Annotated in this window: 24 protein-coding genes and 1 pseudogene; 5 read left to right on the forward strand and 20 right to left on the reverse strand. The window is 57.3% G+C overall.

Annotation, left to right across the window (positions count from 1 at the left end; all coding sequences use genetic code 11):
* Positions 1 to 32: 32 nt before the first annotated feature.
* Entirely contained in the window at positions 33 to 296 is a 264-nt protein-coding gene (locus EDF73_RS01525; protein ID WP_132724994.1) for a hypothetical protein, read from the forward strand.
* A gap of 58 nt (positions 297 to 354) precedes the next feature.
* Here the strand turns inward: EDF73_RS01525 and cyoD are convergent, their stop codons facing one another.
* From cyoD to cyoA, 4 genes are read right to left on the reverse strand one after another with little or no spacing between them, the layout of a single operon-like run.
* Positions 355 to 690: a cytochrome o ubiquinol oxidase subunit IV gene (gene cyoD / locus EDF73_RS01530; RefSeq protein ID WP_132724996.1), complete on the reverse strand. Its 336-nt coding sequence runs from the start codon at positions 688 to 690 to the stop codon at positions 355 to 357.
* Position 691: 1 nt separating this feature from the next.
* Positions 692 to 1,297, reverse strand: a complete 606-nt coding sequence (gene cyoC / locus EDF73_RS01535; RefSeq protein WP_132724998.1) for a cytochrome o ubiquinol oxidase subunit III — start codon at positions 1,295 to 1,297, stop codon at positions 692 to 694.
* Between the two features lie 3 nt (positions 1,298 to 1,300).
* Positions 1,301 to 3,274 carry a cytochrome o ubiquinol oxidase subunit I gene (gene cyoB, locus EDF73_RS01540; protein ID WP_132725000.1) on the reverse strand — a complete coding sequence of 658 codons (1,974 nt, stop codon included), beginning with the start codon at positions 3,272 to 3,274 and terminating at the stop codon, positions 1,301 to 1,303.
* A 3-nt stretch (positions 3,275 to 3,277) separates the two neighbouring features.
* Positions 3,278 to 4,186 carry a ubiquinol oxidase subunit II gene (gene cyoA, locus EDF73_RS01545; RefSeq protein WP_132725002.1) on the reverse strand — a complete coding sequence of 303 codons (909 nt, stop codon included), beginning with the start codon at positions 4,184 to 4,186 and terminating at the stop codon, positions 3,278 to 3,280.
* Positions 4,187 to 4,464: 278 nt separating this feature from the next.
* On the opposite strand from cyoA, the gene EDF73_RS01550 reads away from it, so the two are divergent.
* From EDF73_RS01550 to EDF73_RS01565, 4 genes are all read left to right on the forward strand, one after another.
* Entirely contained in the window at positions 4,465 to 5,862 is a 1,398-nt protein-coding gene (locus EDF73_RS01550) for a PLP-dependent aminotransferase family protein (protein WP_132725004.1), read from the forward strand.
* A 216-nt stretch (positions 5,863 to 6,078) separates the two neighbouring features.
* The gene (locus EDF73_RS01555; protein WP_132725006.1) at positions 6,079 to 6,456 is read left to right on the forward strand and encodes an AraC family transcriptional regulator; all 378 of its coding nucleotides are present in this window, start codon (positions 6,079 to 6,081) and stop codon (positions 6,454 to 6,456) included.
* 262 nt (positions 6,457 to 6,718) lie between these two features.
* Positions 6,719 to 8,413, forward strand: coding sequence for an assimilatory sulfite reductase (NADPH) hemoprotein subunit (gene cysI / locus EDF73_RS01560; RefSeq protein ID WP_132726249.1), 1,695 nt, complete (start codon positions 6,719 to 6,721; stop codon positions 8,411 to 8,413).
* A 1-nt stretch (position 8,414) separates the two neighbouring features.
* Positions 8,415 to 9,131 (forward strand): glutamine amidotransferase, encoded by a 717-nt coding sequence (locus EDF73_RS01565; RefSeq protein WP_132725008.1) that lies wholly within the window; start codon positions 8,415 to 8,417, stop codon positions 9,129 to 9,131.
* Positions 9,132 to 9,152: 21 nt separating this feature from the next.
* Here the strand turns inward: EDF73_RS01565 and EDF73_RS01570 are convergent, their stop codons facing one another.
* The 16 genes and pseudogenes from EDF73_RS01570 to EDF73_RS01645 form a co-directional block, all read right to left on the reverse strand.
* The gene (locus EDF73_RS01570; protein WP_132725010.1) at positions 9,153 to 10,469 is read right to left on the reverse strand and encodes a sorbosone dehydrogenase family protein; all 1,317 of its coding nucleotides are present in this window, start codon (positions 10,467 to 10,469) and stop codon (positions 9,153 to 9,155) included.
* Positions 10,470 to 10,472: 3 nt separating this feature from the next.
* Positions 10,473 to 10,907 (reverse strand): hypothetical protein, encoded by a 435-nt coding sequence (locus tag EDF73_RS01575; RefSeq protein ID WP_132725012.1) that lies wholly within the window; start codon positions 10,905 to 10,907, stop codon positions 10,473 to 10,475.
* 95 nt (positions 10,908 to 11,002) lie between these two features.
* Complete coding sequence (locus EDF73_RS01580; protein WP_132725014.1) at positions 11,003 to 11,926, reverse strand: TIGR03571 family LLM class oxidoreductase; 924 nt, start codon at positions 11,924 to 11,926, stop codon at positions 11,003 to 11,005.
* Between the two features lie 375 nt (positions 11,927 to 12,301).
* Positions 12,302 to 13,087 (reverse strand): ABC transporter ATP-binding protein, encoded by a 786-nt coding sequence (locus EDF73_RS01585; protein ID WP_207896576.1) that lies wholly within the window; start codon positions 13,085 to 13,087, stop codon positions 12,302 to 12,304.
* Positions 13,072 to 13,869: an ABC transporter permease gene (locus EDF73_RS01590; RefSeq protein ID WP_132725018.1), complete on the reverse strand. Its 798-nt coding sequence runs from the start codon at positions 13,867 to 13,869 to the stop codon at positions 13,072 to 13,074. The genes EDF73_RS01585 and EDF73_RS01590 overlap by 16 nt, the downstream gene beginning before the upstream one ends.
* The gene (locus EDF73_RS01595) at positions 13,866 to 14,702 is read right to left on the reverse strand and encodes an ABC transporter permease (RefSeq protein ID WP_132725020.1); all 837 of its coding nucleotides are present in this window, start codon (positions 14,700 to 14,702) and stop codon (positions 13,866 to 13,868) included. Before EDF73_RS01595 ends, EDF73_RS01590 begins: the two co-directional genes overlap by 4 nt.
* Positions 14,699 to 15,061 carry a 4Fe-4S dicluster domain-containing protein gene (locus EDF73_RS01600; RefSeq protein ID WP_132725022.1) on the reverse strand — a complete coding sequence of 121 codons (363 nt, stop codon included), beginning with the start codon at positions 15,059 to 15,061 and terminating at the stop codon, positions 14,699 to 14,701. The genes EDF73_RS01595 and EDF73_RS01600 overlap by 4 nt, the downstream gene beginning before the upstream one ends.
* The gene (locus EDF73_RS01605) at positions 15,062 to 16,675 is read right to left on the reverse strand and encodes an FAD-binding protein (RefSeq protein ID WP_132725024.1); all 1,614 of its coding nucleotides are present in this window, start codon (positions 16,673 to 16,675) and stop codon (positions 15,062 to 15,064) included.
* Positions 16,659 to 17,750 (reverse strand): ABC transporter substrate-binding protein, encoded by a 1,092-nt coding sequence (locus EDF73_RS01610; protein ID WP_132725026.1) that lies wholly within the window; start codon positions 17,748 to 17,750, stop codon positions 16,659 to 16,661. Before EDF73_RS01610 ends, EDF73_RS01605 begins: the two co-directional genes overlap by 17 nt.
* Before the next feature lie 329 nt (positions 17,751 to 18,079).
* Positions 18,080 to 18,439, reverse strand: coding sequence for a hypothetical protein (locus tag EDF73_RS01615; protein WP_132725028.1), 360 nt, complete (start codon positions 18,437 to 18,439; stop codon positions 18,080 to 18,082).
* 130 nt (positions 18,440 to 18,569) lie between these two features.
* Complete coding sequence (locus EDF73_RS01620; RefSeq protein WP_132725030.1) at positions 18,570 to 18,821, reverse strand: hypothetical protein; 252 nt, start codon at positions 18,819 to 18,821, stop codon at positions 18,570 to 18,572.
* Positions 18,822 to 19,096: 275 nt separating this feature from the next.
* Positions 19,097 to 19,240: pseudogene (locus EDF73_RS01625) on the reverse strand (transposase); the annotation flags it as partial.
* A 140-nt stretch (positions 19,241 to 19,380) separates the two neighbouring features.
* Positions 19,381 to 19,962 carry a fimbrial protein gene (locus EDF73_RS01630; RefSeq protein WP_165905619.1) on the reverse strand — a complete coding sequence of 194 codons (582 nt, stop codon included), beginning with the start codon at positions 19,960 to 19,962 and terminating at the stop codon, positions 19,381 to 19,383.
* A gap of 158 nt (positions 19,963 to 20,120) precedes the next feature.
* A complete protein-coding gene (locus tag EDF73_RS01635; protein WP_132725034.1) occupies positions 20,121 to 21,464 on the reverse strand; it encodes a hypothetical protein in 1,344 nt (447 codons plus the stop codon).
* Positions 21,461 to 22,177, reverse strand: a complete 717-nt coding sequence (locus EDF73_RS01640) for a molecular chaperone (RefSeq protein WP_132725036.1) — start codon at positions 22,175 to 22,177, stop codon at positions 21,461 to 21,463. The genes EDF73_RS01635 and EDF73_RS01640 overlap by 4 nt, the downstream gene beginning before the upstream one ends.
* Positions 22,178 to 22,214: 37 nt before the next feature.
* The gene (locus EDF73_RS01645) at positions 22,215 to 24,821 is read right to left on the reverse strand and encodes a fimbria/pilus outer membrane usher protein (RefSeq protein WP_132725038.1); all 2,607 of its coding nucleotides are present in this window, start codon (positions 24,819 to 24,821) and stop codon (positions 22,215 to 22,217) included.
* Positions 24,822 to 24,858 lie beyond the last annotated feature (37 nt).

Genomic DNA, 24,858 nt, shown 5'->3' on the forward strand with positions numbered 1-24,858 from the left:
CTTCCCTCGCCATCAGAATCGTAAGGTACACCATGAAGCTCAGATCGGGACCGCGCGGCTGCCTGCTGTTAATGGGGCTTGCGCTACTGTTCATCGTGGCGGTCTACGCCATAATGATCGCCTGCATGACCCTGTGGACGAACCACAACGCGGAAAATAACGCCCGTGAGGCGATACGCCAGTGCCAGCTTGCCTCGCAGCCGGAGTCCGGGCGCAACATCGTCGGCTATTTCAATGATGAAAGCTGCGCGGAAATGCAAAAGCAGTTTGTTGCGCGTTTCCACCGCCAGCCTTAAAACAACGGCCCCGACAGATTCCCTGCCGGGGCCGCGGTGTTCGCATCTCCGTCCTGCCTCAGGCGCGGATCAGCATGTGGTAATGCATACTCCAGATAATCCAGATCGACAGGCCGATAATAATCAGCAGAATCAACAAGGTGAAGGCAAAGCTCGCCAGGTTCCAGCCATTTTCCGTTTTACGGTTCAGGTGCAGGAAGAACACCAGCTGCACCAGTACCTGCAGCACGGCGGTGATAACGAACAGCGCCAGGGTGACGTTGCGCGGCGCCCAGGGCCAGAGCACCAGCGAAAAAGGAATCATCGTCAGGATCACGCACAGCACAAAGCCCACCAGGTAGGACGCCAGCGTCCCGTGCGCTTCGTGTTCGCCGACGTGGGTTATTTTTTCCATCTCAGTACACTCCCAGCAGATAGACCACGGTAAATACGCAAATCCACACCAGATCGAGGAAGTGCCAGAACAGGCTCAGGCAGGAGAGCCGCCCGGACATCTTGCCGCCGATCCCTTTGGTCAGCACCTGGTGAAACAGCACCGCCATCCAGATCAGGCCGAAGGTGACGTGTAAACCGTGAGTGCCCACCAGGGTGAAGAACGCGGAGAGCCAGGCGCTCTTATCCGGCCCGGCGTGGATGGCGATCAGATGATGAAATTCGAACAGTTCCATGCCGACGAAGATAGCCCCGAAGGCAAAGGTGACCGCCAGCCACAGCAGCACCTGTGCGCGACGCTGCCTGCGCAGCGCCAGCATCACAAAGCCGTAGGTAATGCTGGACAGCAGCAGCATAAAGGTTTCCGTCAGGACATACGGTATCTCAAACAGCTCTTTCGGCGTCAGCGCATCGGCAAAGGCGTTGCTCAGCACCGCATAAGTGGCGAAAATAGAGCCGAACAGAATGCAGTCCGACATCAAATAAATCCACAGTCCTAACTGGGCGCTACCGTCGTCGTGACCGTGTGCTTCATGCCCCGCCGCGGGCGCAAGTGTATGGCTACTCATGATTTATACCTTGTTAACGTTAAGACTCAGGCGCTGGCGTTCGATCCGTTCCACTTCGCTGACGGGAACAAAGTAATCGGTATCGTCGTTATAGCTGCGGGCAATGACGCCGACGGCAATCGCCAGCGCGCAGCCAATCACCAGCCACCAGATATGCCAGATCAGACCGAAGCCCATCACGGTGCCCAACATGGCGATAATGAACGGACCGCCGGTATTACGCGGCATATGAATCGGTTCGTAGCGCTCGCCGAAATTGTGTTTCCCGGCCTTTTTCGCCTCATGCCAGGAGTCAATGCTTGCCACATGGGGAACAATGGCGAAGTTATAGAACGGCGGCGGCGATGAGGTCGCCCATTCCAGAGTGCGACCATCCCACGGGTCGCCGGTCAGATCGCGGTTCTGATGGCGATCGCGGATGCTGACATACAGCTGGGCGATAAAAAACAAGATCCCGAACAGGATAAAGAACGCCCCCACTTCGGCCACCTTCAGATACGGCGCCCAGTCCGGGTTGTCGTAGTGATTAAGACGGCGGGTCATGCCCATAAAGCCGAGGATATACATCGGCATAAAGGCCAGATAGAAGCCGATAATCCAGCACCAGAACGAGTAACGCCCAAGCTTCTCATTCAGCCGGAAGCCGAACGCTTTCGGGAACCAGTAGGTAAACCCGGCCAGGTAGCCGAACAGCGCGCCGCCGATGATCACGTTATGGAAATGCGCCACCAGGAACAGGCTGTTATGCAACAGGAAGTCGGCCCCCGGTATTGCCAGTAGCACGCCGGTCATGCCGCCGATGGTGAAAGTGACGAGGAAGCCGAGCGTCCACAGAATCGGCGTGGTGAACTCCAGCCGCCCGCGGAACATAGTGAACAGCCAGGTAAAGATCTTCACCCCGGTCGGGATGGCGATAATCATCGTCATAATACCGAAGAAGGCGTTGACGTTGGCGCCGGAACCCATGGTGAAGAAGTGGTGCAGCCAGACCAGGAAGGAGAGAATGCCGATCGCCAGCGTCGCGCCGACCATCGACTTATAGCCGAACAGCTTTTTACGCGCGAAGGTCGGCGTCACTTCGGAAAACACGCCGAAAGCGGGCAGCACGAGGATATACACTTCCGGATGCCCCCACGCCCAGATCAGGTTGACGTACATCATCGCATTCCCCCCCAGTTCGTTGGTGAAGAAATGCATATCGAGATAGCGATCGAGGGTCAGCAGCGCCAGCACGGCGGTGAGGATCGGGAAGGCGGCGACGATAATCGCGCAGGTGACCAGCGTGGTCCAGGTGAAAATCGGCATCATCATCAGCTTCATCCCCGGCGCGCGCATCTTGAGGATGGTGACGAACAGATTCACCCCGGTCAGCAGCGTGCCGAGTCCCGAAAGCTGCAGGCTCCAGATGTAATAATCCACGCCGACCCCGGGGCTGTATTGAATACCGGAAAGCGGCGGATAGGCAACCCAGCCGGTCTGGGCAAATTCCCCTACCCCCAGCGACAGGTTAACCAGAATCACCCCGCCGACGAACAGCCAGAAGCTGAGCGCATTCAGCCACGGGAAAGAGACATCGCGCGCGCCGATCTGCAGCGGCATCACGATATTCATCAGGCCCGTAAAAAACGGCGTGGCGACGAAGAAAATCATGATCACGCCGTGGGCGGTGAAAATCTGATCGTAGTGGTGCGGCGGCAGAAAACCTTCACTCCCGCCGCTGGCCACCGCCAGCTGAGTACGCATCATAATGGCATCGGCAAAACCGCGGACCAGCATAATCAGCGCCACGAAGATGTACATAATCCCGATACGCTTGTGATCGACGGTCGTTAGCCAGTCGCGCCACAGAATCCCCCACTTTTTAAACGCCGTTAGCGCGACGAGAACCGCCGCACCGCCCAGCAAAATGGCGGCAATGGTTACCATGACGATAGGTTCATGGTAAGGAACGGCCTCCAGAGTCAACTTGCCAAACATATTTTACTCCCTGGAACTGGTTGAATTGTCCGAACTCATGTCATGCATATGGCTGCCCATATCCATCCCGGAGTCCATAAACTGGTCGATAACGCGCTGGAACAGACCATGCTCGACGGCGGAGAAATACTCCGGCGGGTGTTTCTCGCTGGGGAGCGCCAGCTGTTTGAAGCCGTTGAAATCCAACGGATGATTCCCTTCTTTCACCTGCCTGACCCAGGCGTCAAACTGCGCGGCGCTGGTGGCGTGCGCGACAAACTTCATATCGGAAAAACCCGGGCCGCTGAAGTTGCCGGACATCCCGGCATAATCGCCCGTCTCATTGGCGATCAGGTTCAGCTGCGTGCGCATCCCGGCCATCGCGTAGATTTGTCCGCCCAGCTGCGGGATGAAAAAGGTGTTCATGGTGGCGTCGGAGGTGATCTGAAAGGAGACCGGGCGATTCACCGGCAACACAAGGTCGTTCACCGTCGCGATCCCCTGTTCGGGATAGATAAATACCCATTTCCAGTCGGTGGCCACCACCTCAACGGTCAGCGGCGGCTGGGATGATTCCAGCGGACGATAAGGATCGAGGCGATGGGTGCTGACCCAGACGACGATCGCCAGTACCACGATAATGCACAGCGGAACGCCCCACACGATGATTTCTACCTTGTTGGAATGCGCCCATTCCGGGGTATATCGCGCGTGGCGATTGCCCGTCCGATAGCGCCATGCGAAAAGAAAGGTCATCACGATTGCCGGTATGACGACAATCAGCATCAGCATAATCGCGGTGATAATCAGATTGCGTTGCTCAATTCCCACCGCGCCTTTGGAATTGAACAATGCCCAGTTGCAGCCGCTCAGCAAAGGCAAAATACCCAGCGCCAGCGGCAGCCTGAGTGATTGACAGACTCGTTTTAACATCACATTGCGCCCTAAGATGCATGAATCACGCGGCTAACCGCATGGCCGGGTTTGAGGCTGGTCGAGAAAGTCGCTAAGCTGGGAAGGTTTAGCGCGGCATTGATACTCTGACGCGGCCGGTTACATTCGGGGAATCTGTTCATAGGCTCCTTTTCCGCATGGGTCGGTAACTCTCATGATTTACGCTCGAAAAAACATACAAGTTAAAGATGTATGCATACATTTAATTTGTGTTAATTAATTTATACTAATTTGTATGCTTTTATCCAGAGGGATGTATGAAAAATACGTCGGAGAAAGAAAAGACAAGTTTTCCTGACGCGACGTGGCTTCGCCCGCTGTCGCCCGCAGGCGGTCCCCGATACAAACAGATCGTCACGCAGATCGTCGAGGCGATAAATAACGGCATTCTCCAGCCAGGCGACCGTCTGCCGGCGCAGCGCGAGCTGGCGGCATGGCTGGCGGTCGATCTCACCACCGTGACCCGCGCCTATACCGCGATTCGCCAGCGCGGGCTGCTGCAGGCGGCCAGCGGACGCGGCTCTTTTATCGCCTTACCGCAGCAGATCCAGACCCATCTTGACCTCAGCATGAATATCCCGCCGGGTAACGAGCGGATTCTGCCGCTGATTGGCGAAGCGATGACCCGGATGCAGCTGAGCCCCGACGCGGCCTCGCTGATGAGCTATCATCCTGGCGCCGGTGAACCGGCGGAGCGCGCGGCCGGCGCGCTGTGGCTGACGCCGCTGCTGGGACCGCTGGACAGCGCCAGGGTGGTGGTCAGCTCCGGAGCACAGGCGGCGATTAGCGCGCTGTTACTGCTGCTAACCCAGCCGGGGGAAGTGATTGTGGCGGACGAGCTGACCTACCCCGGTTTTATCGCCGCGGCCAGGCAGCTCGGGCGCAACGTGGTGGGGGTGAAGGGCGATGAGCAGGGCATGCTGCCTGAGTCGCTGCAGCAAGCCTGCCGCCAGCATGGGGCAAAAGTGGTTTATCTCAACCCGACGATCCACAACCCGACCGCCGTCACCCTCTCCGCAGCACGACGCCGGGAGATCGCCCGCCTGGCGACGGAAAACGGCTGGACGCTGCTTGAGGACGATCCCTACGGGCTGCTGCCTGCCGAGCCAATGACGCCGCTCTCCGCCCTCGCCCCGGCACACACCTGGTATATTGCCACCCTCTCCAAATGCCTGACCCCGGGGCTGCGTATCGCCTGGGTCGTCGTCCCCGAAGGGATGTCGTACGAGCCGCTGGCCCACGCGCTGCGCTCGCTGACCCTGGTGGCCAACCCGCTGATGTCGGCAGTGGTGACGGACTGGGTGCATACCGGTATCGCAGCCGAGCTTCTCAGCCAGCTGCGGGAGGAGAATCGCCGCCGCCAGCAGCTGGTGGCGTCGCTGCTGAGCCACCCTCTACAGGCACATCCCTACGGGCTGCACGTCTGGCTGAGGCTGCCCGCGCACTGGGATCCCTACAGCCTGACCAACACCGCCTCCCGGGCCGGGCTGGGGATTGCCCCTTCGCATGTTTTCAGCCCTGAAGGCCGGGGGCCGGGAGCGGTAAGAATCTCTCTTGGCGGCGCCCGCGATTGCCGCGAGTTGCAGCAAGGGCTGCGGCGTCTGGATACCGTGCTTAACGGCCAAAATTATCATCAATTGAACGAAATCGTTTAGTGAACCGCCTTCCAGCATGGCTGCCTCCTGCCAGCCATGCTTAAGGCATTTCCCCGCCGTGCGGCAGGGATGATGCGCAGAAAACGTCTGCGCCAAAGTCCCGGTAATACCGACTGCCGCAATACTGTTATCCATAAAAACCGCAATATTGTATATTTTGTTGTGTCTTAAATCGCATACGATGAAAACGGTATATCAAGAAAAGAACCAGTATCTATGCAACACCAGGCTCAATTACCCGACAACAAAAAACCTAACGAACAGGCGTTGATTAACGTTGCCATCCAGTATATTTATCAAAATATAAAAAATAACATTTCTGTCTATGATATCGCGGAATATTTAAATGTTTCCAGACAATATGTCCATCGTATTTTTAAGAAACGTACCGGGATGACCGTCGGCGCCTTCGTCACGAATAAAAAGATTGAATATGCGATGACGGATATCATCCTCGGGATTGAAGATACCGCCTCAGCCTACCTTAAGTATAATTTCAAAAGCAAACACGCATTTATCGGGCAGATTCAGCACTATATGCACGCCGCGCCTGCCACCTACAACCCGCAAACGTTCACCGCCCCTAAAAAATAAACGCTCTTGAGCGGTGGCGGATAAATATAAAGCCGGCCTCTCATGCGATGCCTCGCCTTCTGCTCTCGCGCCGTTAGCAAAATAATCGTTAACGCATATCGGAAAAACCGTTCAACAACGCATAATTATTAATTAGAACCGTAGGTTATAACAACTGTTATATCGATTAACAAACTAACTGTGCCTGTCGGTTAATTACCCGCTGTGATGTAATCCGCCCGTATTCTGGGTGAATTAACCCGCACATTTTGAGAACAATATGATGAGCAATGATAAACTTTCGGATAATGAGCGATTAAAGCAGCAGAGCCAGCTTCTGCGCGGCACGATTAAAGAAGATCTACATAACGAATTAACCGGCGGATTTCTCGGCGATAACTTTCAGCTGATCCGCTTTCACGGCATGTACCAGCAGGACGATCGCGATATTCGCCAGGAAAGAGCGGCGCAAATGCTGGAGCCGCTGCACACGGTGATGCTGCGGGTACGGTTACCCGGCGGGATCATCAGCCCGCAGCAGTGGCTGGGGATCGACGAGTTTGCGTCGCAGCATACGCTCTACGGCAGCATCCGCATCACCAACCGCCAGGCGCTGCAGCTGCACGGCGTGCTAAAGCGCAATATCAAGCCGGTTCATCGGCTATTGCATCAGCTGGGTCTGGATTCACGGGCGACGGCGGGCGACGTCAACCGCAACGTGCTGTGTACCTCAAATCCGGTGGAATCCGGACTCCATCATCAGGCATACGAATGGGCCAAAAAGATATCGGAGCACCTGCTGCCCAAAACCAATGCCTATGCTGAGGTCTGGCTGGACGGTGAAAAGATCAAGCAGCCGGAAGACGAGACCATCCTGGGCAACAGCTATTTACCGCGCAAATTTAAAACCGCGGTGGTCATCCCGCCGCAAAACGACGTCGATTTGCACGCAAACGATCTTAACTTTGTCGCTATCGGCGAGCACGGGCAGTTAACAGGCTTCAATGTGCTTGTCGGCGGCGGCCTGGCGATGACCCACGGCGACCATAGCACCTATCCACGCCTCGCGACGGCGCTAGGCTATATCCCCTTGAACGCCACCCTGGCGGTTGCCGCCGCCGTTGTTGCCACCCAAAGGGACTGGGGAAACCGCTCAAATCGACGCAATGCCAAAACGAAATATACGATCGATCGGGTAGGCATTGAGGTCTTTAAAGCGGAAGTCGAGCGGCGGGCTGGCATTGCATTTCAGACGCTGAAACCCTACGCCTTTAGCAGCCGCGGCGATCGTATCGGCTGGGTCGAAGGGATCGACGGTAAGCACCATCTTACCCTGTTTATCCCCAGCGGGAGATTGATTGATAAACCGGGCAAACCACTAAAATCGGGGCTCGCCGCCATCGCCGCAGTCCATGACGGCGATTTTCGCTTAACGCCCAATCAAAACATCATCATTGCGGGCGTCAGCGAGCACAACAGAGCGCGGATTAACCAACTGGCGCAGCGGTATTGCCTGATTGATGAAACGGTATCGCCGCAGCGTAAAAGTTCGATGGCCTGCGTCTCTTATCCCACCTGTCCTCTGGCAATGGCTGAGGCCGAACGCGTGCTGCCAGGCATCATCGATCGCCTTGATGAGATCTTATTGCGTAACGGTATTGCCGATCGGTCGATAATATTTCGCGTCACCGGCTGCCCGAACGGCTGCGGCAGAGCGATGCTGGCCGAAATCGGTCTGGTGGGCCGCGCGGTGGGCCGCTACGATGTCTACCTCGGCGGCAACCGCGAAGGTACGCGTATCCCTCGCCTCTATAAAGAGAACCAGCCGCTTGAGGAGATTATCCACGAGGTTGACGCATTGATTAGCGCCTGGGCGCAGGCGGCTAACCTGGATGAGGCGTTCGGCGACTTTGTGCTACGGACGGGGATTGTTCGCCCGGTGCTGAACTCCAGTCTCGACTTTTATCTGCAGGATTAAGATGGCCAGGCCGTTAGCGATTATTCAAATGGGCGAACCGCCGGCGGCCATCCGTCAGGCAGTCGGCGAGCAAAGCCAATGGTTGGTGCAGGCGCTCGCCTTAACGCGCGAGGAGTACCGGGTTATTCGCCCGGATCGCCACGATCCTCTGCCCGCCATCGGCGGGATCTGCGGCGCCATCATCAGCGGCTCCTGGGCGATGGTCACCGACCGGCTGGCGTGGAGCGAGGAGACCGCACAATGGATACGCCGCGCCTACGCCCTGCATCTGCCGCTGCTGGGCGTCTGCTACGGCCACCAGCTGATTGCCCACGCGCTGGGCGGCGTGGTCGCAGATAACCCGCTGGGGAGCGAACGCGGGCTTCAGCTGATCCAGCTCGCCGAACACAGTACGGCCCCGCTGCTGACGGCCTTTCCCGGACGTTTTTCGGCCTGGCTTTCTCACCAGCAAACCGTGCTGCGGCCGCCGGAAGGCGCCAGCGTGCTGGCGTTTTCCGCCCGGGACGCCTGCCAGATTCTGCGCTATAGCGACACGGCGTATTCGGTGCAGTTCCACCCGGAGTTTCACTGGGATATTATGGCCGCCTGCCTCAGCACGTGCGACAAAGGGTTGGACATGGCCGAAATGCCCGGCGAACCGGGCTGGCCAAAAGCGCTGCTCAGGCGCTTCTATCATCTCTGGTGCAAGGACGAGGCGCCCCGCTTACGCCACTCATAATCGCGCATCGCGGGGGCCGGTCTATCTGGCGGCGGTGACGCGCCAGACGGTATTCCCCGCATCGTCCGCCACCAGCAGCGCGCCCTGTTTATCCATCGCCAGGCCTACGGGCAGACCGTGGGCTTCGCTGCCGCTGTCGTTGAGGAAACCGGTCACCACCGGCTCCGGATAGCCAACGGGTTTCCCCTCTTTGAAGGCGACCCAGGCGACGCGATAGCCATTTAAAGGCTTACGATCCCAGCTGCCGTGCTCGCTAATAAAAGCGCCGCCGCGATATCTTGCCGGTAAGCCCGTTCCGCTATAGAACCACAGGGCCAGCGGCGCGACGTGTGAGCTCAGGGCATAGTCGGGTTTAATGGCTTTGGCCACCAGATCAGGGCGCTGCGGCTGCACCCGGCGATCGATATGCTGACCAAAATAGCTATATGGCCAGCCATAGAACCCGCCCTCCTGCACAGAGGTGAGATAATCGGGGACCAGATCGGCGCCGATTTCATCGCGCTCATTGACGACCGCCCAGAGTTTTCCGCTCTGCGGTTCCCACTGCAGCCCCGTTGGGTTGCGCAAGCCGCTGGCATAAATACGGCTGGCTCCGCTCGCCACATCGACTTGCAAAATCGCCGCGCGCCGGTATTCCGCGCCGATGCCGTTCTCCGTGATATTACTGTTCGACCCCACGCCGACATACAGCGTCTTACCGTCCGGGCTGGCCAGCAGGGATTTCGTCCAGTGATGGTTAATCGGGCCTCCGGGAAGTTCCGTCAGCTCGACTCCCGGATCGTCGATCCGCGTCTGCCCGCTCTGATAGTGATATTTGCGCAGGCTATCGGAATTGGCGACATACAGATCGTTACCAATCAGCTGTACGCCGAATGGCGAATGCAGATTTTCCAGGAAGAGGTGTTTCTGCCACGTCACACCATCGCCATTGCTATTACGGAGCAGCGTGATGCGATTCCCGCCTTTGCCGCCCGCGCCGGAAAAGCTCTGCACCCAGCCCATGATCTTCTGTTTCGGCATGGAAACCGGATCGCCGGTACCGTTGGACTCAATCACCAGCACGTCGCCATTTGGCAATACGTAGAGCTGGCGCGGGTGCAGAAAACCATCGGCCATTTTCTCAATGTGCAGCCCGGCGGCGACTCTCGGTTTTTCCCCCTCTTTCCAGCCGACTCCCCGCGGTACCTTCATCGGCGGCAACAGGAAATTCTCCGCCGGCGGCAGCGTCGGTTCGGCGCCCATCTGTTGTTTCGGGTCCAGCGTGGAAGCATCGTCGCAGCCGGCCAGGCCGAGGGCCAAAGAGAGGGTCAGCAGGGAGAGGATATGTTGTTTTTTCATGGCTTATACCCCCGCCTTCTGGCGGCTACGAAGCGCCGTCTGAATATTGGCAATCGATAGCAGTAATACCACCAGCGTTGACAGTATGACTCCCTGAGGGACAACGGCATACGCATCCCGACTGTGGACGAAAGCATTAATAATCGCCAGCACAACGGCGGCCGCCGAGAGCCAAAAATCCACCTTCGGCGCTGAAAGCGCTGCGAAACCGCCTTTCCATACGTACACCAGGTTAATGAGCCGCGGAATAATCGCCAGCACCAGCCCAAAGCTAATCAACCACGCGGCGGCCAGGGTCCACAGAGAATTAAAGCTGGAGAGATAAATCAGATCGAAAATCCACGCGGCGGTGAAAAAGCCGACCGGTAGCGGGTTAAATAGCCCATATATCGCCACCGCCGAAGCGGCATGACGCGGAGAAAAAAGCGTATTTTGCATAGCACCTATCCTTTATTTGAATAATAAGGGGTATAACAAGCGATGAACCTTGCAGGTATAGTTAATCGCGTTACTGACACTGATATTTTATGCGGCTAAAGCGTTGGCTGATGGAAATGAGGCAAAACACTTTCGGCAATGTCGTGAAAAGTTTCTGCCAGCGGGCGCTGGTTATGCCGAAAATGCAGGCCAATATGATTCACCCCGGCCTGACGCATGGCATTTAATTCGGTGATTAATCCCTGCACGCCGGTCCGAATACCAAAATGGATGCGTTCAACAGGCGCATGCCGATCCGCCAGCAGATCAAGATGAATAAAGCTGATATAGGGTTTATCACCCGCCAGCTTGCGCCACAGCGCGACGCGGCGGACGTGTTCATTGGGTGTGCCGGGATAGGCCAGCCAGCCATCCATATGCTTGCCTACCCATTCCGGCGTCTGCTGCGCCAGGCCGGCAACAAGCAGGGGAGGATTCGGCGCCTGAGGTAACAGCTGCACTCCCTGCGGCAGCGCTTCGCCGTCGTCGGCGCGCAGAATCTCCACGCTGCGGCGAAAGCGTTCGCCGCGGGTGGCGTAATCGACATCAAAAATGGGATATTCCAGCGGCCGATCGCCGCTGGCGATCCCCAACAGCAGCCGATTGTGACTCAGGGTCTGGAGCGTGCGGGCCGCTTTTTTTACCAGCCAGGGCTGGCGTAAAGGCAGAACCACGGCGGCGGTCCCGAGTAAAATCGTCCGGGTCAACGCGGACAGATAGCCCAGATAGGTCATGGTTTCAAAGACCTGGGCCGCGTCAGCAAACGAAGGGTCGTAAAGCGGTACGTCTCTGATCCACGCCGCGCGAAAACCCAGCTGGTCGGCCAGGATAATAAGATCTTCATGGCCTGAAAGATCGGGAATGCCGAAAGGGCGCCCTTCCTGTACCCTTTTACGCTGTCCGCTGGCGGACCAGTCGTTATCCAGCGGAAGCTCAACCCCCACGGAAAAACCGCCTCGCGTTAATGCATCTAAACTCATGAACCGCTCCGTAACTTACCGATATATAAGGTGTTGGCGAGTGGCTGCAGCGCCCCATCGTGCGGGCAGGCGCTTTAACTGCGGGATAGTGCGGCGGATGCCGGAAGCGACCCGTACCTAAGTCAGGCATATGCTGACTTAGGGTGTACGCAGAGCCACTGACGTATGACTGCGGGTGAGTATGCGGCGCGTGACTTTTGCTATAAATACGCATTAACGCAAAATACTTTTGTCTTTAACGCAACAATGATTTTTACGGCGGTCAACCGGAGGGAAAATCAGCGGGATGGGCGTTTGCCGCCAGTCTCTGGGGGGCCGACGGGTTTCGCCCATTGCGCGGCGAATGGCCGCGGCAAGTCCATCTGCCGCCACCGCTCACACATCCAGCGCCCGCTGTATCTCACGCTTTATCTCCAGCAGCGCGGGATCGTCCAGCGATCTTGGGCGTGATAAAGCAACCTCATATTGGTTATGCAAACGGCCGGGACGCGGCTTCAGGACGATAATCCGGTCAGACAGATAGAGCGCTTCGTCAATATCGTGCGTCACCATGACCGTTGTAAGTTGATTTTTTTCCCAGACCTGCAGCAGCTCTTGCTGTAAACGACGGCGCGTCAGGGAATCAAGGGCGCCGAAAGGCTCATCGAGCAGCAATATTTCGGGGTTGGGCGCCAGGCAGCGCGCAATCGCCGCGCGCTGCGACATACCGCCGGACAGTTGATGCGGCCAGGCTTTCTCAAACCCTGACAACCCGACCAGCTCAATCAACCGGGCGACGCTCTGCCGGTTTTGCTCCGTCGCGCCTCCCTGGCGCTTGAGACTAAGCAGAATATTGTCTTCAACGCTGAGCCAGGGCAGCAGTCGATGATCCTGAAACACAATCCCGCGGGATAAGGACGGCGCATCAATCGGCACGCCGCTGACCAGAACCTGCCCGCTATCGGGCCGATCCAGGCCGGCCAGCATGCGCAATAGCGTGGATTTCCCGCAGCCGCTGGGGCCAATCAGGCTGACAAACTCCCCCTTTTTCACCGTCAGGGAGATCCGATCCAGCGCCTGAAAGATGCCTTCGTTAACAGTGAAATAACGCGACACGTCAACAATGTCGATGGCCTGCGTAGGGTTTGCTGCTGAAGCGACAGGAATTAATGCGTCAACCACGGTGTTATTCTCCGGGATAAAAGTGCAATCGCACGGTTTAACAGAATGCCAATGACGGCCAACGTGAATACGCCCACAATCACCTTGTCCATATCACCGTACATACGGGCCGCCGCAAGATAGATACCTAAGCCATCGCCCAACCCATTAACGTAGCCGGTCCCGACTAAATATTCGGTGCCAATGGTCCCGAGCCACGCGATGGTGAAGGCGGTTTCCAGTCCGCTCACCATCGCCGGCAGCGCGGCGGGAAGCGTAATACGCGTCAATATCTGGATGGCGTTGAATTCAAGCAGGTAACCCACTTCGCGATATTTTTCCGCGACCTGACGACAGCCTTCGCGCGTGCTAAGCAGCATCGGGAAAAAAGCGCCTAGCGAAATCTCGGTAATTTTCAATCCTTCGCCGGTGCCGACCCACGCGCTTAATAGCGGGATCCATGCGAACAGCGCAATCTGCTGTAGCCCGTTAAACGTCGGTGAAAACAGACGATGGGAGAGGCCGTTGGTTCCCAGCAGCATGCCGACCGCCAATCCGGCCAACCCGCCAATCAGCAAACCGGCCAGCGCACGCAGAACCGTGGCGCTAATCGCCAGCGGTAATGAGCCATCGCCAAGGCTTTGCCATAGGGTATGCACTACCTGAAGGGGAGAGACCATAATATTGGCATTCATCGCCCGGGCGTGGCTCAGCGCCGCCCACAGCAGCAGCAGGCCCAGCGGCAAAATCACGGCGCGCCAGCGGCGGGAAAACGCCACCTTGCGCCCTTGTATCTGGCTCATGACGCGCCCTCATCCGCCCAGCGCATCAGGCGTTTTTCCCAGCGCGATGCCAGGTAATCAATCAGCCAGCCGATCAGACCAATAAACACCATGGTGACAAACACCACATCGAGCTGGAAGGCTTTACGCCCCCACGTCATCAGATAGCCAATCCCGGCGGCGGAGGCGATCATTTCCACCAGAACGAGCGCTTTCCAGCCTTTGCTCAACGACAGGCGCAAACCGGTAAAAATAGCCGGGGCAATGGCGGGTAAATAAATAATCCGCAAGCGCTCGCTGCCGCTCAGCTCAAGCGCCCTGGCGACATCGCGGTATTTTTGCGGCAGATCGCGCGCGGCGTTATAGCTGGAAATCAGCACCGGCAGAAAGCAGGTTTTCGCGATGAGTACAAACTTCAGCGTTTCCCCGATACCAAAAATCAGCATAAAGAACGGCAGCCAGCCCAGCGACGGTACCAGGCAAATCGCGCGCACCGTCGGGCCAATATACTCGTCGGCAGCGCTGGAGGTGGCAAAAAGCAAACCACAGGCCAGCCCGAGCGTACTGCCGACCAAAAAGCCGCCCGTGAGACGAAGCAGACTGATGCGTAAGGCTTCCCCCAGCTCGCCGGAGTGAATCAACTCAATCGCCGTTTGCAGGGTGAAAGACGGCGCCGGCAGGATCTGCTCCGGCATCCACGCGAAATCGCTGGCGACCTGCCATAGCAGCAGGATAAACGCCGGAAAGACCAGCGCCAACAGGCTATTGAATAGCCACGGATAGCGTCTGGTTGCGACCCGCCGCGGCAGTTGTTCGGACGCCTTTAGCGTTTGAGGAATGACGATGCTTCTCATGATGACGACTCCCGTTGCCTCGATTGCTGCTGACGGTACAGTTCACGAATGCGATAGGTTTGATCGTTTTCCGCTCCGCCGGCGCGCCCCTGCTTCCAGCCAAGATTAAGCGCGTACTCGCCCATATGGCCGGCGCGAGACACCGTCTCCTCTCTCACCTGGGCGCTTTTTTCCGCATCCGGGGCGACGTACAGCGCATCCGTCGGGCAGTAGATTTCACACATAAAGCACGTCTGGCAATCCTGCTGACGGGCGATGATCGGCGCCCGTCCCTGAACGCTATCAAATACGTTGGCAGGACAAACGGTGACGCAGCGATCGCAGGCAATGCAGGATGCTGCAGAGATAATTTCAATCAATTACTCCCCCTCCGATAACGCATGGCTGTCCCACGCGGGCGCATTCAGGCCATGAATAACGATGCGTTTAGCGAACGCCGGCTGGCTATGCGGACGATCCAACAGGCGATGAATGCCCCGACTCTCCTGCCGCAGCAACGCGGCTTTATAGGACCAGCGGGAGACCTTCAGCAGGGAACGAGCTTCGCGTCTGCGCAGCAGTTCAACCAGCGAATCGCTGGCGCTGTAGCCGTATAAGCCGAGTGATTTAGAAAGACCGTTCAGGCGGCTGAGCGATTGACTGATGCCCGCCGACGTGCGGAAGAAGTTCTTATTCAACGGCAGCATTTCGTCGCGAACGGCATCAAGAATGGCGGCCGGCTGCTGCGCATCGGCGCCCGCCCCGCTGCCGTACAGGTCGTAGCCCAGTCCGCCTACGTTCAGCAGCGGCGTCTGGCGATGCCTTTGCCGACGTGCGGCGGCCAGCGGTTTTAGTTTCCCGGCGGCGCGGGCCGCCGCGAGACCCGAGGCGCGCCCGCTGGCGATAGCCCAGGCGGCGTTGGGGCCGCCGCCGCCGCTGATCACGCCATTCATACCTTCACGGCTGGCGGCATCGCCGGCGGCGTACAATCCCGCAACGTCCGTCGCGCCGTGGCTATCCTGCAAGCGCAGTCCTCCCAGGCCGCGCACCGTCCCTTCGCAGCGCAGCACGACTTCAAACTTGTCGCTAAACGGGTTGATTCCCTGGCGGTCAAACGGCACAAAGCAGTTGGGCTGCGACTGGCGCAGGCAGGCCTGCAGCGGCGGGTCAGCACGGTCCAGACAGGCGTAAACCGGCCCGCTAAGTAAGGCCTGCGCCAGCGCCGTCTGGCGGTCGCCTTCAATCGCCAGCACATGACCATTGGCGTCGTAGAAGGTCGCCCACTGATAAATGACGCCTTTGTTCATGGAGGTATGGACCGGCGTAATCCCATACTGAGCGCTATATTCCATGCCGGACAGCGCCGCTCCCGCCTCCATCCCCATCACGTAGCCATCGCCAGTCAGCCCGGTTGCGCCTAAAATACGTTCGCCGAACGCGCAGCCGCCGGTAGCCAGCACCACGCTGGAGGCGGTCACGCGCCAGAAGAAGTTTTTTTGCCGGTTCAACCCCACCGCGCCCGCCACGCCATCGGCATCCTTCAGCAGCGCGAGCGCGGGTGAATGGTCCATAATCGTCACGCCCGCTTCACGTGCCTTCTGGCGCATAAAACGCATATAATCCGGGCCGCGCAAATTGGCCAGATAGGGGTTGCCGCCGTGGTCGTGCGGGAACGGATAGCCCCAGGCAAGCAGCTGTTGTAAACCTTCCCAACAGCCCGCCAGGGTACGCTGCATCACTTCAGGTGCCGCCAGCTCGCCGGTAAGCCGACGGCGCCGGGCGATCTCATCTTCCCGCTGCCCGGGCGGAACGCACCAGGTGCCGGTATTGGAGGGCGCCGTCGCGCCGCTGGTGCCGAAATATCCCTTATCGGCAAGGATCACCCGACATCCGCTGCGCGCCGCTATCAGCGCCGCCCATGCTCCCGCCGGGCCGCCGCCGACCACCAGCACATCGGCGCTCTCCTCAACGATCTCGCTATTGGCTCTGGACATCAGGTTCTCCGTTCGCCGCTTTTTTGGTCCACAGGGAGGTATAGCCGTACTTTTCAATGGCGCGATTCAGATAGCTCGGGTCGACCCACGTCGATACATCAATGTCGCGGCGAATCAGCTTACTCTGCTTCGCAAACGCAATCCCGCGGCGCAGGTTCGCCAGATAGTAATCATCCAGCAGCGGGCTGAGACGATCCTTTAACAAATCCCCTTTATAGTCCGTCTCCAGACTGTTGGCCGGAACTTTGGTCAATGCCCACCAGGCGAAAACCTGCGGGCGATTCTTCTCGTCAGCGACAAACGCGGCGGCTTTGACGAAAGCGTCGACAACCCGCTGAGTGGCCTGCGGATACTGTTTAAGGAAATTATTTGTCACCACCAGCGAGCCAAAAATATTGGCAGGGTCGGATTTGCCTTTGGTGGTGTAGATCTGCGTGGCGATGCCTTTATCCAGCAGCGTCAATACGTCAGAGGTGCCGACGATGACGTCAATATCGCCGGAGGTCAGGGCGGAAATTTGGTCGGCGGATTTTAAGTCGAAGAGCTGAATATCATTTTCCGTCAGCCCCTGTTCCGACAACAGCGTCGCCAGCGATAACTCCAGAATCGTCCCGCGCGAAACCGAGACTTTTTTACCTTTCAAATCCTGCAGGCTTGTGATCGGCGAATCTTTACGCACCACCACGTAAATGGGGCTACTGCCGTAAGAGGCAAGTACGGTGGTGCCTAAACCCGATCCCCGTCCGACGATGTTAGGTAAGCCGCCGTAATTAGCGAAATCCAGCTGTCCGTTGGCTAAAGCTTCATTAATTGCCGGACCGGTTCCCTGTGGAAACTGCCAGTCAATTTTGACGTTGTCTTTAGCAAATTCGTCTTCCAGATAGTGCCCCGCGCGCACCACACCGATGACCGCCGAGCCGTACGGCGTACCGTAGGGATTGCCCTGCCCCGCAATATGGATAACCGATGGCAGTTGTTCTTCGGCATACAGAGGGCCTGAAAATCCGAGCATCAAGGTGAACGTACCCAGCAATACCTTCGTCAGATAGTGTTTTTTTATCGTATTTATAAACAATTGCCATCCCTCTGGTGGTGACCGATTGATTGGTTAAAAAATGATAATAAGGCATAACATTTGTGTTACATATGCCAATAAAATGAATGTAATTGGGATTTATTGATAAACAGGCAGGCGGTTGTTTACCTGGATCGCGGCGGGATCGCCGCGATCTGACGAGGGAGAAGGAGAAAAAGAGGGTAAGGCTGGCGAGGTTCTACGCTCTATCCTGCAGCTATGCCATCAAGGCATGTATTCCAGTCACGGCGGCTAACCCCTGTATGGCGTTTGCGCCATACAGGATATTTGTACCCTCAGAGACTGACCGTGTGGGCAAGACCGTAAAGCTAATCCAGGTCGCGGTGGCATTGATGAATGATGTCAGTCAACGCGCTTTTTACCTGCGGGTCTCTTTTATCGTAGAAGAAACTGACCAGCGTCTGTTTGCCCGATTTTCCCATATCCATATTTACCACCGCCTCATCGCCTCTGAGAAGGTGATACCTTTTATTGCCGTTGGGCAGCGGATCGTCTTTTTCAACATAAAAATGCTGGCGGATGGACTGATACTGAATACATTCGTGGGTGCGTTCTACGCTGGCGGAGAAATATTCCTCTTTCAGTTCGGTGTTTTTGACCTTATCGACAAGGCCAGAACACCCTGACAGCATAGCCAGCGCGGCGGTCAGATAAATTATCTTAAACATCAGCTTTCTCTTCGGGTTAAAAAGCGGCTCATACAACTCGCTACCGGCATGATTGTCCGGGAGCCGGTATCAACCGACCATCAACAATAACCACAAAGATACTATGGCAAACCGTGGACGACCGGCGTATTTACGCCCCGCCGCGCAGCATCGTGCAGAAGGCGCAATGGCAGCCGGGAACCGGGGTCGCGCTACAGGTGCCTAAGGTGGAAGTCTGGAAGCCGGCGTCATTGTGGCTATAAAAATTGCTGACGATGTTATCTTCCGATTTTTTCAGCTGTTCTGCGCTGACCTCTGCGATGGTCACGTTTTTTGCCTGGAAGGCAAAGGCCGCCGGGGAACTGAAGGCCACGGATAAAAGTACCAGACGATAAATTTTCATAATAAGAACGCATCCCGAAGCAAATATTTATTAATCAACCCTACCACAGCGCCCGACCCGCGCCAGCGTAACGTTTCGCGAAAAACATATTGTTACAATATAACACAACAGGTCGACATTCCGTCATGACCTCAGCACTTTTTACCCCGGCAGGCTCTCCTTCCCTCCGTCAGGGTGGTCTGGAGAAAAAAGATGTTCTTCATTAAGCCTTGCGGCGCGTTCAGCCAACACAATTTCCCGGGAAAAGACCCGCTTTCTCATCAGTAAAAGATCACCTTTATTCCGCAGAGGATATAGATCGTCCTGTACAGCGCCTTACCCAGCTTATCTTTCAGGATCCTGAATCGGTACTTGGCCGTCCAGACTATGTGGCATTTGCAACTCCAATATACATGTGATGAACTCCTGTAAAGTCCCATGGCGGTTTGTCTCCTTTTACTTGTGGTGAAGTAAGCAGAGATATTCCGACATGGGTATTCTTCAGGCTATAGCCTTACAGGATCAATCACCACCTCCCCAAGAGGTGGTTTAGGGATGACGACAAAGCGGCGGTCTTTTATCAGAAATATGAAATGACATAATCCGCTACCGCTGTAACGGGTCCAGGAGTAACCGTCGTACTGAGCGATTTGTAGGCAGCCTGATAATTTAACGTTATTGTTGTTCCCGATGGTGTTGCCTGCGAAAGAGAAGCTCCGGGATCGAGAAACGTCCCGCCATTCAGATGAACCGGAGTGTTTTCCGGCGTCAAAATCGCAACGGCCACGTCAGCCGAGCCTGAAGGGGCAATATTACCCATGACGGTGTTATCGTCTGCCGCCGGCGTTGAGGTGGTAAAAGAGGTTCTGACGTTACCAATGACGTGGTTGCGATAACATGTTAATTGAATGGTGAATGCGGTATGACCTGCATAAGTTCCTACCGCGCTGTTCAGCATCTCATCAGTAACGGAGGGTAGATTGACGACCGTCGCGCTTCCCGGCGTACCGCTGCCTGGAGCCGCGATGATTGTAGTACATATATTTTCCATAATGTGGCCATCAAAACGAATTGAGCCATCAGCGGCTGCCGCATTTAGCGAAAAACCAGCCAGAATGATCGAAGCCGAAATAAATGCCAGGTGTGTTGTCTGCTTTTGCATATACATTCCTTAATAACATCAATCGATGAACAATATTTATTCTGTAATGAATATTCCCTGTGAATATTCGTTTTCAGGCTCCCCGCCGGCACAAGCGGGATCTCAGCGGCAAAACAGGGGTCATCCCGGCTGGAGATAACAATCTCCAGCCCCTCGCCTCAGTCATACACCATAAACAGGTTGACCGTTCCGGTGACCGGCCCGGTATATGGGATGTTCGATCGGGTGATCGCCGCTCGCTGGATATAGCGCGCCTGCAGGGTAAGCGGAGCATAGCTGGTTGACAAGGTGGCAAAAATCTTGTCACTGCCCCAGGCGGAGGCGGTGCTCCCGACCCCATAGCTGCCCAGATTAACGGCCGTGCCGTTGACATCGATATGCGCGCTATTCTGCAGCAACTCGATTTCAAGGCCGTCGATTTTTGCCCCGCCGGCGGCGTCATACAGGCTGATATTATTGGAGGCCAGCGGAGAGGCGCCGGCGTCTTCAAAGCGCATCCGCACGCTCTCCGCCATGCCGTTACATTCCAGCTCCAGCTGCAGCGGAACCTCTGGCCCAAAGGCCGGGGCGCCGATAAGGGCGATAGTATCAGCAGGCCATAGGCCCATATTCACCATATAATTTGTCGACTTTTGGGTACTCAGTTTACAGGTAGGCCGCACCAGGGTGACCCCGTTTCCGGCAAGAAAATGCGTCGGCGGGTTAGTATTGACGTTCACCGGCGCCGGCGCCATCCAGGAGTTAAAAAGATGGCTGACGGATAAGGGGCCATACGCCGTTACGGGGCCGGTTTTGATCAGCTCGGCCCGTAAAGAGAAGGTGAGGCTCAAGGTTGGCATAAACCAGCGCGTGGCACCGCCCTCGGTACGCGTATCCAGCATATTTAATACCATACCGACCTGCCCCACCGTCGGACCACAGAACCCGTACTCCACGCCGGTAGCCGCCACAGTTGAGGTGCCGCACCCATCAAAACCAAATAAATAGATAAAGGGATAATCAGACATTCCACTCCCCAACGGCGAAGAGTCTGATTTGACATAAAATCGAATGCCAACCCCTTCAACCGAGGTCTTAAGCACGCCGTTGCCTACATTGATCCCCGACAGGTTAAATCCTAATCCTGCAAGTGCTGAGCTTGAGCTGTCGATATTAACAGAGGCATCAGTACCGGCAATTTTCCAGCGTGAACTATCTATCCCGCTGCCGGTACAACTGATGGAAAAGGCGAGATTGAACTCCGCATAGCCCCACGACCAAAGAATCGTGCCGACGGGAACCGAGTTGTCCGCAATGATCGAACGCGGAACCGAGAAGGGTAAATGATCAGGGTAGGTATAGATGCAGGTCCCCACGGACTGCGTGTGCCTATCACCGTACAGGTCATCCCAGATATAGTGTCGGGATAGCGTCCAGGCGACGGCCTCAGGCGCAAAAGCCTGCAGCAGCAGTGCCAGCAGAACACCCGCGGATACGCGCCCTCCGTTGTTGTATATCGTCATAATGCCAGTTCCACACGGTGTTCCTCACCCGCCCCGCCCCAGTCATGGATACCGCTCCACGTCACGATAACCGGGCCGCTCCTCAGCGCCGACGGCAGACGATAGCGTTCGCTGCCGAACGGCGGCGGCATCCGGTGGCGATCCTCCAGCAAGGCACCGTTGCCTTTCCCCACGGTCAAGCGCCCGAAGCTGATGTAATAAGGGGTCGGATTGGTCGCCCGCAGCCAGACGCTGGCACCTTCCTTTTCAATACTCCAGCGAAGCTTCCCCGCGGCCTCGCGGGCGTCGGTCGAATTGAGGCCCTGCGGACGCACAAATACCTTCAGGCGGCTGCGGATAGCGATCACCAGCTTATTCGCCCCTTCCCCCTTCGGCGGGATCTCCTGCAGCGACAGCCACCAGGCGGATTCTCTGTCCTGGGGAATGGCCCCGCGCAGTACCACGAGCCGGAACCGACCCTGCTTTTTCCCCTCAAGTTTCATCACCGGCGGCGTCAGGACCAGCGGAATGTCATGGTCATTTCCCGCGAGGTCTTCCAGCCAGGCCTGCGCCAGGTAGGTTTCATCGCTGTCATTAACGACCTCAACCGGCGTTTCCCGATCCTGCGCATAGGCTACAATCCGCGTCAGCTTCGGCCTCACGGCCCCCTGAGCGGGCAGGCTAAGCAACATGCCAGCCAGAACGGCGGCAACCACTATGTTTACTGATTTCATCTGCTGACTCTTTCGTTTCGTTGTCCGGGGGGAATACTCAGAGGCATTCCAGCGTTATTTTCTGGTGTAAATTCTCAGGTTTAAGCTGCTCATTCGTCGGGGCCGGCAGGGTCGCCCGGCACTGCTCGCTCGCCGTGTTGCCCCATTTCACCCTCAGCGCCTGGGCCTGGCGGGTATCCAGCCCGGTCAGCCAGGTCAGCCCTTTCTGACCGACAATCCCGGCCTCTTCCGCTTCATTCTCCACATACACCAGCGCACCGATGGGAATACGCTTCTTACTGCCGATCGCCACCAGGGCGCGTCTTCCGCCGCGCGTGGCAAAACGCAGCCGCACGGCCGCGCCCTCTGACGGCACAACCTTACGGGAGGACTCCTGCAGCTCTGCGCCATCGGCAACGCTGGTATCGAGGGTCACCTCGTTATAGCGATACGGCGTCAGCCAGGTCACCATCGCGCGGCCTTTACTATCCGTCCGCGCGCTACTGGCGCCTGAAACGCGAATGCCTTCCGCTCCCGGGGTCTCCACGATCGCCACCGTATTCCCCAGCGACGGCGACAGAATGACGCCACTTTCATAGAGCGTCAGGCCGCCCGTTATTCCGGCGGAGTACTGTCGGTAATCGCCGCCCCGGCTGAATCCACCGGTCAGGCTGGCTTTGCTGGCATTCCAGCCCAACGATAGCGCCTGGCTATAATCGCCGCGCGGATCGCGCTGGACGTTTGCCGAATAATTCAAGGCATTGCCTGCGCTGGTGCCCGCATATCCCAGCGTCTGGCCGTATTGATTATCCCGGTTGCGGCTCAGGCCGTAGCTCAGAAAACCGGCATCCTGGCCGCCGGGGCGCCGTGACGATAGCGGCAGGCTGATGGACAGCCCGAGCTGGTTATCGCTGATATGATTGTTCCGGTTATAGGTCAGGGAGAGCGAAACGCTGGCATTGCCGACGGTGGTGCCGGTCCCGGCGCTCAGGGAGGTATTTTTCTCCCGGGTACCGTAAAAACGCTCCTGGCTGAGCGTCAGATACAGGCTGCCGACGGCCTGCAAATTCTGGCTGACGGTCGCCTCCATCCGGTTACGGCGCCGCCGTTGCCAGAAGGCGCTGTCCGGGGCGTTGCCATCGATATCGCTCAGACTCTGGCGCGACAGAAACTCCGCGGGATCGAGAAACGAGGCCGACTGATACTGGTAGCCAAGCAGCTGCAGCGAGGTGCCGGTGGCATCAAACTGACGGGCATAAAGCAGCCGGGCCGCAGCCCCTTCGCGTTGACGATGGTCGCTCCAGATTTCGTTATAGCGGGCATGCGCCACTTCAGCCGAAAAAGCGCCAATTGCGCCAATGTTCCAGGCCGCGCCGAGGGAGAGCATCTGGTATTTTTCCGCCACCAGCGCAGAGCTGTTCAGCGTGACGCGTTCAAGGCCATGCTCCAGCGTGGCGAACAGCAAAGCGGGTTCCGTTCCCGCGCCGTGCGGGTTGCGCCACCTCCCCGCCGCCAGGCTATAGCGCGTTGAGCCGGGGCGCAGCATTCCTGGCAGTGCGGTATAGGGGACGCGGAAAGTCTGAATCTGCCCGTCCGACTCCTCGACAGTGACATCCAGATCGGCCCCGACCTGCGCGGTATAAATATCTTCCAGCGCAAAGGCGCCCGGCGTCAGCAGCGTGCTGTAGATCACCCGCCCGCGCTGACGCACGCTCAGTCGGGCGTTGGTGCGGGCCACGCCGCGGATAACCGGCGCATAGCTGTACTGATTATCCAGCGACATCCGTTCGCTGGTGGCCAGCAAGATGCCGCGCAGCGGCAGCGAGCCGGTCATGGTCCCGTAGGTACGGGTGTAAATTTCCCCGGCCTGCAGGCTGCTGCGCAGGGCGGCGATATCCCGGGCGAGATAGCTCCGGTCATGGTTCGCTGTCCAGCGTCCGTCGTTATCGTGATTAAACGAGTCCATGCTGTACAGACGCCAGGGCCCGAGGCTACCGGTGGTGTTGAGGCTGAGCCAGGCGCTGCTGGAAGAGAGATCCTCCGTGCGCCCCCCGGCTCCTGAGGCGCCTTTGAGCCGTGAAGAGTAAAAATAGCCGCTGTACGAAGTGCGCAGACTGGGCACGCCGTGATCCCATTCTGCAGGCGAAATCATGGTAAACCGCTGCTTGTCCACCGCCTCCTGAGGCACGGTAATGTTCAGCGTCTGATTCGTATTATCGTATTTCAGCGATGAAGCGGGGATTCTCTGCGGCAGATCTTCACAGCGGGCCAGAGCGCCCGCTTCGGCGCCGGAGGGCGTGATATTTTCTTTATCGCGAGTGACCCATCCAGAATAGAGGGCCACGCGGATGCCAAATTCCTGCAGCTGAGTTTGGGAAAGACAGGGAATCACCGCCTTCCCGGTATCCACAAAATCAATTTCGGCCTTACTGTCGAAACGTTCATTGACCACAATATCTGTCAACCTGCGGCCGGGCAGCAGCGAATCCTGGTTAATAAAGACTGCCTGCGAGACACCGTTTTTACCCCGACGCAAAAAAGCCTGTTCAAATTCGGTTTCCCCCCACACATCGTGGCTGAAGAGCACCGGGCAAATAACGAGTAACCGGCACCAGCACATCGGGGACTCACTACTGTTGAAATAGCGCGGTAAATAGCGATACATACAATCATCTTCCCCGGCATTGGGCAAAATACAGTCA

It is taken from the genome of Klebsiella sp. BIGb0138 (assembly GCF_004342285.1).
Taxonomy (GTDB): domain Bacteria; phylum Pseudomonadota; class Gammaproteobacteria; order Enterobacterales; family Enterobacteriaceae; genus Klebsiella.